Consider the following 12,541-nt stretch of genomic DNA (forward strand, 5'->3'; position numbering starts at 1 on the left):
CTGGGTGAAACTTGTGCTAATTTAATAATTTATTCCCATAGCCTCACGGACTATTTTTATCGTGCGGGAAGCGCTTTCCCGGGCCTTTTCAGCGCCCTGGCGCATAATTTTATCTAAATAAGCCTTATCCTGCTGGATAGACAGCGCCTTCTCACGGATAGGCGCTACAAAACGTACCATATCTTCACCCAGTTGCTTTTTAAAATCACCGTAACGGATCTGGCAATTATTATAATCGGTTTCAAATTTATCAATCGTCGCCGGATCACTGACCAGTGAAGCCAGCGTAAAGAGGTTCTGGATATAATCCGGCTTTTCCTGCCTCGGTCCTGTCGGCCCCTGATCCGTCTGGGCCTTTTTTAATTTTTTCAGGATCAGCTCATCCTCATCTCTGAGATAAATGGTGGCCATCTGATTCTCACTCTTACTCATCTTTCCCTTTCCATCCAGACTCATGATCTTAACCAGTTCACTGTTGAAATTAAAGGCCCTCGGCATGGGAAAAACTTCGCCATACCGGTGATTGAATCTTTCAGCGAAATTGCGGGCCATTTCCAGATGCTGCTCCTGGTCTTTTCCAACCGGCACCTTGACGGCGCGGTGAATCAGGATATCGGCAGCCATCAGTACCGGATAGGTCAACAGGCCGGCATTCACATTCTCTGGACTCAGGCGAACCTTGTCTTTAAAGGTCGGCACCTTTTCCAGCTCCCCTTTATAAGCTAACATGTTCAGATAAAGGTATAATTCCGCGATCTCAGGTACGTCGCTTTGCACGTAAATAGCCGCTTTGTCAGGATCCAGGCCACAGGCGATGTTTTCAGCAATCACCCTACGAACGCTGTCTCTGAGTTCTTTGGTATCGGGATGCGTGGTCAGGCTATGCCAGTCCGCCACAAAAAAATAACAATTATAGTCTTCCTGCATGCGGACATAGTTACGCATGGCCCCAAAATAATTACCTAAATGCAGGTAGCCGGTGGGCCGGATACCGCTCAAAACAATTTCTTTTTGCATAGTGTGCGAAGGTAAGAATTTTGCCTAACTGGTAGCGCGCACTTAGCTAAAAAAATTGCCGAAAGGCACAGCACTACCCTTCCATTAAAAGGATAACGTCCTCCATTGCCAGTTCAGGGTATTGAATAACACCAGCTGGTTATGCAGTACCGGCAAATCCATGAGCAATTTCAGGGATTCCTGCGCCATGAGTAGCCCGATAATACCGGGTAAAGTGGCCAGTACACCATTTTCAGCACAATTAGGGGCGGAACCTGGTTTTGGCGGCTCAGGAAACAGATCACGCAGTGTTTTTCCTCCCTTATGCCCGAAAACAGCCAGCTGCCCCTCAAATCCGAGGATACTGCCATACACCACCGGGATTTTCAGTGTACGACAGCTGTCACTGACCGCATAGCGGGTAGGAAAGTTGTCAGTCCCGTCTATCACCAGGTCATAACCGCTCAGTAATCTCCCGGCATTTTCGCGGGTCAATTTTTCATTTTTCCATTCAAATCTACCCGGCCCGCGCCGCGCCGCCAGCACATCAGCCGCCACCTGCACTTTTAACTGTCCGGTCTGGTCCGGCCTATACAGTATCTGCCGATGCAGGTTGTGTATTTCGATATGGTCAAAATCGATACAGGCCAGATGCCCGACCCCGGCACCGCTCAGATACTGGAGAATAGGACAGCCCAGTCCACCGGCACCGATCACCATGACTTTTGACCTGGCGAGTTTCAGCTGGCCTTCGGCGCCGATCTCGGGAACCAGCATTTGGCGGCCATATAACATAAAGTCTTCTTTGGTCAGTTGAGCATGATCAGTGGCTTCCGGTTTGTCAGTGATAGTCCCTGATGGATCCTGATACATTTTCACAAGTAAATTTTATAATTTTAAAAATATGCATCACTATTACCCGCCGCGAGCGCCAGATCCCAGTCCTTAAAAACAGGATCATATCCTGCCTGTTGAATGACTTGACAGATAGTGGCCAGGGATCGCTCATCGCTGATTTCAAACTGCTCCAGAGAGTCACTGTCAGTAGCGTAACCGCCGGGATTGGTTTTGGAGCCTGCACTCATTGTGGTTATCCCCAACCCGATAAGATGATCTCTAAAGGTTTCAGTCTCTCTGGTGGACAGAGAAATATCCAGATCCGGATCACAGATACGATAAGCCAGGATCAGCTGCAAGAGTTCTTTATCAGAAACCGGGAAAGCCGGTGACAACGCCCCTGCGGCCGGCCGGAGACGGGGAAACGACAGACTGTATCCGGTCTGCCAGTAACGGTGGCGCATAAACCGAAGATGCAGCATTGTCATAAAACTGTCTACCCGCCAGTCCTGCAGGCCGAGTAAGACGCCCATCCCTATTTTACGGATACCTGCCCGGCAGGCTCTTTCAGCCGTTTCAAGCCGGAAATCAAAATTGGCTTTGCGGCCTCTGAGGTGGTACTGTTTATAAGCGGCTCTGTGATAGGTCTCCTGATAAACGGTAATTCCATAAGCGCCGGCCTCATTTAACGCTTTGTATTCGTGCTCATAGAGCGGCTGCACTTCTAAAGAGATCTGGGCAAACTGTTTTTTCAGCTGCCTCACAGTGCGCACAAAATAATCAGTGTTGACTTCCCTGGCCGCTTCTCCCGTTACCAAGAGTATCTGGTCAAACCCATATTGTTTTAATATCGCGGCTTCCGCTTCAACCTCCAGCGCTGTCAGTGTTTTCCTGGGGATCTTATTGTCCAGGCTGAAGCCGCAGTAGGTGCATATATTCTGGCATTTATTGCTCAGATAAAGGGGTGCGAATAAGCGAATGGTCTTGCCGAACCGCTGCACGGTCAGCTGCCTGGCCTTGCGGGCCATCGGCTCAAGATAACCCGCCGCGGCAACTGACAGTAATGCCATAAATTCTTCCAATCCCGGACGGGAATGCTGCAATGCGTTTAACACATCCTGCGCTGTTTTAAGACGGATCTTTTTTTGAACCTCTTCCCAGCTGTAACGATTAAAAACGGTCAAAAAATCGGTTCCTGCGGCGGCCTGTGGCGTGTCAGCGGCTGCCTTTGATGTCATATCTGCCATTTTAGAATATTTTTCGTGATAAGAATATAGCCCGGCTGATCAGGATAAAAAGTCGGTCAGCGGACTGCTGGCCTCTCCCAGCCTTCCGCGCCCGGCCAGTCCCGCACGATAGGCCAGCCTGCCTGCTTCGACAGCCAGTTTAAAGGCAGTGGCCATTGTGACAGGATCGGCAGCCGTCGCAACGGCCGTGCTGATGAGTACGGCGTCTGCGCCCATTTCCATTGCCAGGGCCGCATCGGAGGGGCTGCCAATGCCCGCATCAATAATGACGGGTATAGTAGCCTCTGCAATAATTATCTCCAAAAAATCCCGGCTTTTGAGGCCCAGATTGCTTCCAATGGGCGATCCAAGCGGCATTACGGCTGCTACACCTGCCTGCTCGAGCCGCTTGCAAAGAACGGGATCGGCATGTACATAAGGCAGTACGATAAAACCTTTTTGAACAAGGACGGCCGCTGCCTGTAGGGTCTCCACCGGATCCGGCATCAAGTGTGACGGATCAGGATGAATTTCCAGTTTAATAAAATTAGTATGCAGCAGTTCCCGTGCCAGCTGCGCCGCTAATACAGCTTCGGCAGCATTTCTGGCACCAGAGGTATTGGGCAGCAAACGCATGGGCTGACTATGCGGTGCGTTTTTCCCTGGTTGTTTGGGAATATAGTCCAGCAACGAGCCGCCTTCACTTAGCCCTGCCGTACCGCTCTGCCTTGACTGCAAACGCCGAAGTGCCAGTGTGACCATTTCTGTGCCCGAAGTTTCAATGGCGGTACGCATGACCGCAAGGTCTCCGTATTTTCCTGTCCCCAGTAACAGTCTGGAAGAAAATGTTTCTCCTGCGATGACAAGGGCATCTTCCACCACGCCCATTTTCGTTCTTTCTAATGTTTCTGTAGTGTCCATTTTTTATTTTTTATTATTCCACGCTTATAACCCTACCAGCCACTCAACACCCAGCAGTTGAAATCAGACTGAATTTTCATGTAATAGAGCGTCCAGTATTTTTACCTGCCCCGATACGTGAGGCACAGCATCCGGATACCGGATTTTCCATTGATGGTATTGGTCAATGACATTATCTAAAGTAAGGGACCTTCTAGAGACCTGCAGGGCTGTCAGATCCACCAGCCGGGTCAACCATCCCGAAATAGCGACGCCATTTATTGCCGTTCCCATTAACAGGGGCAGATCCTCCGGGATAATCCCGCCGATCGCATAGACCGGGCAGGGGACTACTCTTCGCTCTTTATCTTCCCCCAGTATCCGCCTGTAGCCTTCCAGCCCGAGCACAGGGCTCAGCTTCTTTTTTGTACGGGTGAACCTGTAAGGGCCAAGACCAATATAGTCTACTTCTTCCGCTACCCTTGCCAACACATCGCCGCCGGTATTCGCCGTTCCGCCAATAAGATAGTCACGCCCCAGGAGCTGCCTGGCTGCTGCAACCGGCTGATCTTCCAGACCGAGATGCACGCCCTGGGCATGCACCATTTTTACCAGATGAGGATAATCATTTAATATAAATCTGGCATTATAGGCCCGGCAAAGCTGCGCCACTGCATTGCCGGTTCGAATAATATCCGGCTCATCTACTTCTTTGAGTCGCAGCTGTATCCAGCGGCATCCGGCTTCCAGCGCCAGATGAATATAAAACAGATGCTCTGCCGGCATTGCGCCTTGAGAAACAAATTGCCATCTGGCCCAGCTCTTTTTTACATCAGGTATGGCAATACGGGGTAAATGATTCATCTTTCCCTGTTTTTAATATAATTATCGGGCTCCCTGTCAGCTATGATGCATGGCATGTACACCCAGGTTTCCCCGGCCCGTACATAAAAATTGTTCCATATAATCTTTGGCGAGCACCACGGCTTCTGGCAACGGAAGGCCCTTTGCCAGCGCCGCAGCCAGGAAGCTGCTATGTACACAACCTGAGCCATGCTTTCCGGCAAGGGCGTTGTCTGCTTCCTTTTGCTCTCGCTTCCACTTCCTTCCAGCTACATGAACTTCCAATGTCTGAGTAGCAGATACAAAATGATATAAGGTATCAACAGGGGGGCTATCAGTCAGATGGCCCCCTTTAAGTACCACTGCCGTGTCGGCACACCGGCTTATTTGCCGCATAAGCGGATCCAGGGTCGCCGCAGAAGTGTCAAGTCCTGAGCTGCGTTCCAGACCCAATAGCCGACACAGTATAATAGCCTCTTCCGCATTGGGCGTCACCACATGACAGCGCTGCAAAATAGATGTCCAGCAGACGGCATTCTTGCCTGTCAGGTCATCCTGCGTGAGATGGAAAAACCGGACGCCGGAGGAGGCTTTTAATACAGGATCCCATACAATCAAAGCTTCCGGCAGATCTTCATGAATCTGCGTCAATATTTTCTGCAGCATTGTCCGGTCTGCCATAACACCTATTTTTACTGTCCGGATAGCAAAGCGCGCACATAATGTTTTAAGAGAGTAGCAGATCGTTTCTACGTTTTGCCAATCGACATGATAGAGCTTTTCATCTGTCTGAACTGTCGTGCAACTGGCAAGGCCAAGCCCATAGACACCCTGGCTCTGCAACGTTTTTATATCCGACAACAGCCCTGCGCCCGCGCTTGGGTCAACCCCTGCAATGCTCAGCACAAAGGGTCTATCGGTCTCTGCCTGTAAAATACGCTTCACCGTATCCCCATATTTTTCCATATACCTGAACAGATTTTAAAGTAGCCCGTTATCTTCTTTTCCCACGCCGACGGCTTATCGACATCTAAAGAACGCCAGACAGCACCCAGTAAAGCGGCACCGTCAAAACCAGCGTTTCTTATAGCCGGCAGGCTTTTCGCCTGAATGCCACCCATGGCTATTCGTCTGCAACCATGAGGGTTTTTATTTTCCCGTACCACTCGCCAGAGGGCTGGATTTGCTTTATACCCGCGTTTGGACAGACTGTCAAACAGTGGACTGACCAATACATAATCATACCGCAGAGAAGATTTCCTGTTTTGGGACAAAGCATCAAGCTCAGCAGGTGTATGAATACCGGTGGAGAAGGCCATTCTATGCTCCACAGATCTCAGGCTTGATAAGAGTGCCTCTGCAGCCTGTACACGCAACCACCCCGGAATATGCAACCTGTATAAACCCATTTGTTCCATCCATTGCAACAGTTGCCCCAACCGGCCTTCCGTATCTGGATCGCCCAACAAATCTTTAGGCGGATGCAGAACGATCTTTGGCCGATCTTCCATTTTAAACTGATCTATCAAAGATGTCAACGCAGCAAAATCCGCCGCGGGCTTGCGAACATGCAGCAGTTCGAGCCCCTGGTCCAGCAGCGCTGTCATCAAAGCGACCTCGCCGTATGATAAACGGACATCGGCAAGTTCCGGTCTGGAGATTACAATTATCATTAAAGATAGATTTCCTTTCCGGTTTCTTTAAACTTGTCCGCCATATCCTGCATGCCGGATAATGCACTTTTCCTGATCTCTTCCGTTATTTTCATGGAACAAAACTTGGGACCACACATGGAACAAAAATGCGCCAGCTTAGCGCCCGGTGCAGGAAGTGTCGCATCATGGAACGCTCTTGCCGTATCGGGATCAAGAGATAAATTAAACTGATCCTCCCATCTGAATTCAAAACGGGCCTTACTAAGCGCATTATCTCTATATTGAGCCCCCGGATGCCCCTTGGCCAGATCCGCCGCGTGCGCTGCCAGCTTATAGGTAATGACGCCGGTTTTCACATCCTCTCTGTCTGGCAGGCCCAGATGCTCTTTAGGTGTCACGTAACAAAGCATAGCGGTGCCGAACCAACCGATCATGGCAGCACCGATTGCTGAAGTAATATGATCGTATCCCGGTGCGATATCTGTGGTGAGGGGCCCTAAGGTATAAAAGGGCGCCTGGTCACACTCCGCCAGTTGCTTATCCATATTCTCTTTAATCATATGCATGGGAACATGCCCCGGCCCTTCTACCATCACTTGCACATCATGCCGCCAGGCCATGCGCGTCAGTTCGCCCAAGGTTTCCAGCTCAGCGAATTGTGCCGCATCGTTCGCATCTGCGATACTGCCGGGCCTCAGGCCGTCACCCAGTGAAAAAGCGACATCATAACTTTTCATGATCGTACAGATCTCATCAAAATGCGTGTATAAGAAGTTTTCTTTATGATGAAACAGACACCATTTGGCCATGATCGATCCACCTCTGGAAACAATGCCGGTCACCCTTTTTGCCGTAAGATGAATATAACGCAGCAATACGCCGGCATGTATGGTAAAATAAGAAACACCTTGCTCTGCCTGCTCAATCAAGGTATCCCTGAAGATTTCCCAGGTAAGGTTTTCGGCAATACCGTCTACTTTTTCCAGTGCCTGGTAGATAGGCACTGTACCAATGGGTACCGGCGCATTACGGATAATCCATTCCCTGGTCTCGTGAATATCGTTACCGGTAGAAAGATCCATAATCGTGTCCGCCCCCCAACGGCAAGCCCAGACCGCTTTTTCAACTTCATTATGCATATCGGAGATAACCGCACTGTTACCGATATTGGCATTGATCTTCACGAGAAAATTACGGCCAATGATCATGGGCTCCATTTCCGGATGATTGATATTAGCGGGTATAATCGCCCGGCCGGCCGCAATTTCAGCGCGGACATACTCAGGCGTGATGATTTCCGGTATTCTTCCGGCATGAAAAGCCTCTCCCGGATGCTGAGCGTTCAATACCGGATCAAGATCTCCCATCAAGGCCAGATGCTGGTTTTCCCGAATCGCGACATACTCCATTTCAGGGGTAATAATCCCTTTACGGGCATAATGCAACTGGGTAACATTCGCATTGGCTTTTGCTCTTTTGGGCCTGGATTTCCCGGGAAATACGGGTATCGAAGAAGCCGGAGCGCCATCCAGCAAGGCTTTTGTAAACTGTGCACTTGGGCCGGAGAGCTCTTCTATATCCTTATTCAAGCTAAGCCAGCAATCCCTGGAACGCTGAAGCCCCTGATGAATATCAATAGGGATCTTTGGATCCGTGTAGGCACCGGAGCTGTCATAAACGACAACCGGCCGGTTGGGAACCGCCCTGCCGTCAGCGCCTTTCGTGTCTGCCTGCATGATTTCGCGCATCGGAACTTGTATGGCGTTTATTGAACCGGATACATATATTTTACGAGATCCGGAAATCGGCCCCTGAGAAATTTTTTGTTGGGGTGACCGGGCATCTAAGGAGTTTTCCATAAATAATAACCTGTTGAATTAAATAATATAATCGGTAAGAAATTTGTTATGAGCGCATTAACCACCCTGTGTGGCGGTTAGAATCAATAACTTGTCATGCTCTTTCAAAAAGGTCGATGGCCAGTTAGCTCTGGCAATGACCTGATCATGTAATGCAACGGCAATACCACCGGGGCGATCGGGGTAAAGCTGCTCCATCACATTTTCCAGCGACAAGGGATTTGAAAGTCCGTCAGCGCCTGCTGGCTCTAAGGAGAAATTCTGTTTTTTCTGATTAATTTCCAGTTCCATTCCTAAAGTTTTTTAATTGAATACTTTAGGAATGACCACTATATGCCGGACGGCAGAAGAAAGCATTTCACTTTTCCCTACGCTAGTATGAACTAGATCAGGTTCAGAGGGTAAAATCTCAGCCTACAATTGTAGACACCCCTAAAGCGATTCAAAGGTAAGGATCTTTAACTATCCACCAAAAACAATATCTGATACTTTGAGCTAAAATTAATAAAATAAACTTACACCCATATGCTGAAGCAGCTAATCAGGAATTATTATCCCGCGTTTTCTTATTGCTTAGGTTCAATAATTTCAACCTTCCCTTTATTACCTGTTATAGAAGCCAGCGGCGCCAGAGATGGCCCTTCCAGCACCTCACCGGTTACGGCAAACCGGCTTCCGTGGCAGGGACAATCCCAGGATTGTTCAGCGCTGTTGAACCCAACGATACATCCCATATGCGGGCAAACAGCAGATTTAACAATGAGTTTTTTATCCGGTGCCCTGTATACAGCTAATTTATGACCTCCATGATTAATCACTTCGCCCGTTTCCACCTGTACTTTCGAAAAATCTTTGTCATGATAAGTTCCGATGTCAAGCACCCGCTTGACCAACTTAGCCGCAACGTCGATATTTTCCCGGACAAAGTTTTTTGCCGACTTAAGCGGATTAAACCTGGAGGGAGAAAATAATGCCGCAAATTCACTTTTCCCTTCCAAAATAAGATCCCTGAGAATGGAGGCGGCAAGCGTGCCATACACAAGACCATCCGTAGCATATCCGGTGGCTATATATTCACCGGGGCCAGTCTTACCTATATAAGGAAGCAGGTCAGCTGGCCTGTAATGCTGGCCACCCCAGCAATACACCACTGACTGTACAGGAAAATACTGATAAGCGAATTCCTTCAGTTCTTTAATCAATCTTTCATTATCCATCACATCGCCCGTCTTGTGCTTTTTACCAATCACCAGCACATACGGCACCTCTTCTATTTCATAAAACCGGACAGAAAATTTCTCATTTTTTAACTGCCCCCAATATATACCGTTAAAGGCAAGTGCATGGCTTAGCCGGCAAGCAATCCCATATTCCCTGTAAGGGCCTAAAAGCGCCTGCTCAAACATCAAGCCTTTCGGCGTGTGGGTGGCATGAACGACAGTTTTTGCATGAATGATCCCGTCGCGGGTACGCACGGTAAAATGATCTTTTTCGCGCTGCATCTCTATAACCGGCGAAGCTTCAAATATCTTGACAAGTTCAGGGCTTATTTTCTGACTGAGCTCCGTAACATAGCGCAACGGATTAATTTGCATCTGCCCTTCCAGCTTAAAACCTTCAAATGATGGCAATGGAATTTCATCTCCAGTTGCCTCCCTGACCGGCAAATTTAATTTTCTCGCAGCACGGAATTCCTGCCGGTTAAAATCAATACCATCTGCATCCATACTAAATAAATACATATCACAGCGGCGCTGTTTCGCCTCAATAGCATATCTGTTGGTCAAGTCCGCGATGAGTTCAAGTCCCTTCTTCCTGGCCTGAGTAACACTTCGCATCTTCTCTTCATTATATTTATCGCAGAACTCAGTAAGAGAAGTATCCATTAATTCATATAAGTTACCGGTGCTATGTCCCGTCGTGCCCTTTCCAACCCGGCAAGCCTCTACCACAGTTGACGGCTGACCTTGTTCCGCAAGCAGGGCCGCCAGTGATATACCTGTGATACCTCCGCCGATAATCAAGACATCTGTTATATGTTCTGCTGCCAGGCCCGGAAAATCCACTTCCAAACTGTCCGCCTCCCATATTGATCCTGTTGGCCTCATCATCATCAGGAATTTTCGTCTTTGTCAATAAACTTATTGAAGTTACTCACCGCTCCTTCCGCTGTTTTCTCCTGATAGAGAAACTGTAACTCTTCCCGGTCAAAGATATCAAAAAACCGGTCCCATGATATCGCTTCAAGTGAGTCATCTCCGCTATATCCCGGAAAATCGATTCGGAGAATACCGCTATTTTTCTTTTCAGATGTCTTAATGATACTGGGCTTTCCTTCACGTGCCTCTACCCATTGTTTTATGGTACTGTGATTTGTGGTTGTTGCAGATTTCATAATGTACACATTTAATGATTACATTTCAAGAGAGATCACCGCTCATAGCGCTCCCCTTATCCCTCACATTTCAGAATGCATGCCAGAAAAATAAGCCATCAGATAGCCTTAAAACTGCATACCCCGCCATCGTTCTGCCAGCATAGCGGTGGCAATTTATACCCCATATTATTCCAGGGGCGCCCCTCCTCCCTTTGCGTTTATGGAACAACTGATAAAGTGTTTAAAAAAAACGGTCAAAGCAGACCATTAACAGGGCAAAACGGCAAGATCGGCTATTCATATTAAACTCATATAAAATGATGCGCACTTAACCGGAAAAAGACATACATCAGAGATGACTGTTCCCGGCCATGCCCACCTGAGGATCACCAGAAAACCCATACACGCACTGCCTGAAAAAACTGCGACACTAAGGGAGGGGGTCTCGCTTCCGCATTCTGTGCCAATATTGCTACAATCTGCCGGGTAAAAAAAGTAGGCTGACGATTAAAACCCGGCCTTTAAATTAATTAACTTTTAAAAAACTCGAGAACGAATGCTTCAATGTAGCAGATTTCAGTGACAGACCGCCTAACCAGCGCTCTTCCAACTGTAAAACGCTATTTCACGCCCAAAAAATGGACTAAAATTAGTTGGGATTAAGTAGCGAAGCAAAGAGAGCTGCTTGTTAGATAATTAATAAAATTTAAAACATCCTTTTTATGAAAATTGCACAAATTGCACCTTTAATTGAAGCGGTTCCACCCAGATTTTATGGCGGTACAGAAAGAGTTGTACACTATCTGACGGAGGAGTTGGTGGCCATGGGGCATGATGTAACGCTGTTTGCCAGCGGCGACTCCCGTACCAGTGCATCTCTCGTTCCTGTAGTGGGCAAGTGCCTTAGAATGGATAACCAATGCAGCAATCCGATTTCTTATCAGGTCATTCAATTAAAGGAAGTGATGGCACGGGCGCATGAATTTGACTTACTGCATTTTCATACAGACTTCCTGCATTTTCCCTGGTTGGAGCATAGTAACATACCGCATATAACGACACTTCACGGCCGGCAGGATCTGGCAGAAAATATGGCTATATATAGGAATTTTCCCAATGAAAGAATTGTCTCAATTTCAAATAATCAACGTATACCGTTGCCTGGTGCCGGATGGCTTTCAACCGTCTACCATGGCATTCCTCAAGATCTGCATCATACCGGAAAGGGACGAGGCGGCTACCTGGCTTTTCTGGGAAGGATTTCACCGGAAAAGGGAATTGAACAAGCGATTGAAATAGCGATTGGCGCGAATATTCCATTGAGAATAGCGGCCAAAATCGACCCCTCTGAAGTGGATTACTTTGACCGCAACATAAAACATTTACTACATCACCCGCTCGTCGAATTCATCGGTGAAATAGGCGAAGCAGAAAAAACTGATTTTCTGGGTGAGGCAAAAGCGTTGCTGTTCCCTATTTGCTGGGAAGAGCCCTTCGGAATGGTACTTATAGAAGCAATGAGTTGCGGCACACCGGTGATCGCCTATCCACGCGGTTCAGTTCCTGAAATACTGCGTGACGGCACCGATGGATTTCTGGTGAAGACACCTCAGCAGGCCATCAGAGCCATTAAATGGGTGGATCAGTTAAACAGAGACACCATACGAAGAAACTTCGAAAACCGGTTTACCGCCAATAAAATGGCCACCGCTTATATACGTACCTATCATCAGGTCATTGAGTCCATTCAAGAAAAAAACAGGCATCTGCCCTTAAGAAAAAATAATTGGAATAATGCGCTCAGTCAACAACTGGTCACAAAGATCATATAAAGTGCGCGAAGAAAAA

The 12,541-nt window shown here is 48.0% G+C and carries 12 protein-coding genes and 1 riboswitch; of the genes, 1 reads left to right on the top strand and 11 read right to left on the bottom strand.

The window, feature by feature from the left end:
- Nucleotides 1-21 precede the first annotated feature (21 nt).
- The 11 genes from trpS to K9M52_RS02345 all read right to left on the bottom strand — a co-directional run bounded on the left by trpS (nucleotide 22) and on the right by K9M52_RS02345 (nucleotide 10,711).
- Nucleotides 22-1,017 (bottom strand): tryptophan--tRNA ligase, encoded by a 996-nt coding sequence (trpS, locus tag K9M52_RS02295; RefSeq protein ID WP_224070456.1) that lies wholly within the window; start codon nucleotides 1,015-1,017, stop codon nucleotides 22-24.
- A gap of 84 nt (nucleotides 1,018-1,101) precedes the next feature.
- Nucleotides 1,102-1,869: a HesA/MoeB/ThiF family protein gene (locus tag K9M52_RS02300; RefSeq protein WP_224071881.1), complete on the bottom strand. Its 768-nt coding sequence runs from the start codon at nucleotides 1,867-1,869 to the stop codon at nucleotides 1,102-1,104.
- Nucleotides 1,870-1,892: 23 nt separating this feature from the next.
- Complete coding sequence (gene thiH, locus K9M52_RS02305) at nucleotides 1,893-3,080, bottom strand: 2-iminoacetate synthase ThiH (protein ID WP_224070457.1); 1,188 nt, start codon at nucleotides 3,078-3,080, stop codon at nucleotides 1,893-1,895.
- A gap of 39 nt (nucleotides 3,081-3,119) precedes the next feature.
- Nucleotides 3,120-3,980: a thiazole synthase gene (locus K9M52_RS02310; protein WP_317197279.1), complete on the bottom strand. Its 861-nt coding sequence runs from the start codon at nucleotides 3,978-3,980 to the stop codon at nucleotides 3,120-3,122.
- A gap of 63 nt (nucleotides 3,981-4,043) precedes the next feature.
- Nucleotides 4,044-4,823, bottom strand: a complete 780-nt coding sequence (locus K9M52_RS02315) for a thiamine phosphate synthase (protein WP_224070458.1) — start codon at nucleotides 4,821-4,823, stop codon at nucleotides 4,044-4,046.
- Between the two features lie 36 nt (nucleotides 4,824-4,859).
- The gene (locus tag K9M52_RS02320; protein WP_224070459.1) at nucleotides 4,860-5,768 is read right to left on the bottom strand and encodes a bifunctional hydroxymethylpyrimidine kinase/phosphomethylpyrimidine kinase; all 909 of its coding nucleotides are present in this window, start codon (nucleotides 5,766-5,768) and stop codon (nucleotides 4,860-4,862) included.
- The gene (locus tag K9M52_RS02325; RefSeq protein ID WP_224070460.1) at nucleotides 5,744-6,475 is read right to left on the bottom strand and encodes a thiamine phosphate synthase; all 732 of its coding nucleotides are present in this window, start codon (nucleotides 6,473-6,475) and stop codon (nucleotides 5,744-5,746) included. The genes K9M52_RS02320 and K9M52_RS02325 overlap by 25 nt, the downstream gene beginning before the upstream one ends.
- Entirely contained in the window at nucleotides 6,475-8,316 is a 1,842-nt protein-coding gene (gene thiC / locus K9M52_RS02330) for a phosphomethylpyrimidine synthase ThiC (RefSeq protein WP_224070461.1), read from the bottom strand. The genes K9M52_RS02325 and thiC overlap by 1 nt, the downstream gene beginning before the upstream one ends.
- Nucleotides 8,317-8,373: 57 nt before the next feature.
- Complete coding sequence (thiS, locus tag K9M52_RS02335) at nucleotides 8,374-8,607, bottom strand: sulfur carrier protein ThiS (RefSeq protein ID WP_224070462.1); 234 nt, start codon at nucleotides 8,605-8,607, stop codon at nucleotides 8,374-8,376.
- Between the two features lie 57 nt (nucleotides 8,608-8,664).
- A riboswitch (TPP riboswitch) is annotated at nucleotides 8,665-8,760 on the bottom strand.
- 122 nt (nucleotides 8,761-8,882) lie between these two features.
- Nucleotides 8,883-10,430: an FAD-dependent oxidoreductase gene (locus K9M52_RS02340; RefSeq protein WP_224070463.1), complete on the bottom strand. Its 1,548-nt coding sequence runs from the start codon at nucleotides 10,428-10,430 to the stop codon at nucleotides 8,883-8,885.
- A complete protein-coding gene (locus K9M52_RS02345; RefSeq protein ID WP_224070464.1) occupies nucleotides 10,430-10,711 on the bottom strand; it encodes a hypothetical protein in 282 nt (93 codons plus the stop codon). Before K9M52_RS02345 ends, K9M52_RS02340 begins: the two co-directional genes overlap by 1 nt.
- Nucleotides 10,712-11,415: 704 nt before the next feature.
- Here K9M52_RS02345 and K9M52_RS02350 point away from each other — a divergent pair.
- Nucleotides 11,416-12,525, top strand: coding sequence for a glycosyltransferase family 4 protein (locus K9M52_RS02350; RefSeq protein WP_224070465.1), 1,110 nt, complete (start codon nucleotides 11,416-11,418; stop codon nucleotides 12,523-12,525).
- The last annotated feature ends 16 nt before the right edge of the window (nucleotides 12,526-12,541 follow it).

Origin of the sequence: Arachidicoccus terrestris, from assembly GCF_020042345.1 — a bacterium.
Taxonomy (GTDB): Bacteria; Bacteroidota; Bacteroidia; order Chitinophagales; family Chitinophagaceae; genus Arachidicoccus; species Arachidicoccus terrestris.

Bases quoted from the DNA above. Each gene is read 5' to 3' on its own strand.
- trpS (WP_224070456.1), bottom strand. From the start codon at position 1,017: ATGCAAAAAGAAATTGTTTTGAGCGGTATCCGGCCCACCGGCTACCTG.
- K9M52_RS02300 (WP_224071881.1), bottom strand. From the start codon at position 1,869: ATGTATCAGGATCCATCAGGGACTATCACTGACAAACCGGAAGCCACT.
- thiH (WP_224070457.1), bottom strand. From the start codon at position 3,080: ATGGCAGATATGACATCAAAGGCAGCCGCTGACACGCCACAGGCCGCC.
- K9M52_RS02310 (WP_317197279.1), bottom strand. From the start codon at position 3,980: ATGGACACTACAGAAACATTAGAAAGAACGAAAATGGGCGTGGTGGAA.
- K9M52_RS02315 (WP_224070458.1), bottom strand. From the start codon at position 4,823: ATGAATCATTTACCCCGTATTGCCATACCTGATGTAAAAAAGAGCTGG.
- K9M52_RS02320 (WP_224070459.1), bottom strand. From the start codon at position 5,768: ATGGAAAAATATGGGGATACGGTGAAGCGTATTTTACAGGCAGAGACC.
- K9M52_RS02325 (WP_224070460.1), bottom strand. From the start codon at position 6,475: ATGATAATTGTAATCTCCAGACCGGAACTTGCCGATGTCCGTTTATCA.
- thiC (WP_224070461.1), bottom strand. From the start codon at position 8,316: ATGGAAAACTCCTTAGATGCCCGGTCACCCCAACAAAAAATTTCTCAG.
- thiS (WP_224070462.1), bottom strand. From the start codon at position 8,607: ATGGAACTGGAAATTAATCAGAAAAAACAGAATTTCTCCTTAGAGCCA.
- K9M52_RS02340 (WP_224070463.1), bottom strand. From the start codon at position 10,430: ATGATGATGAGGCCAACAGGATCAATATGGGAGGCGGACAGTTTGGAA.
- K9M52_RS02345 (WP_224070464.1), bottom strand. From the start codon at position 10,711: ATGAAATCTGCAACAACCACAAATCACAGTACCATAAAACAATGGGTA.
- K9M52_RS02350 (WP_224070465.1), top strand. From the start codon at position 11,416: ATGAAAATTGCACAAATTGCACCTTTAATTGAAGCGGTTCCACCCAGA.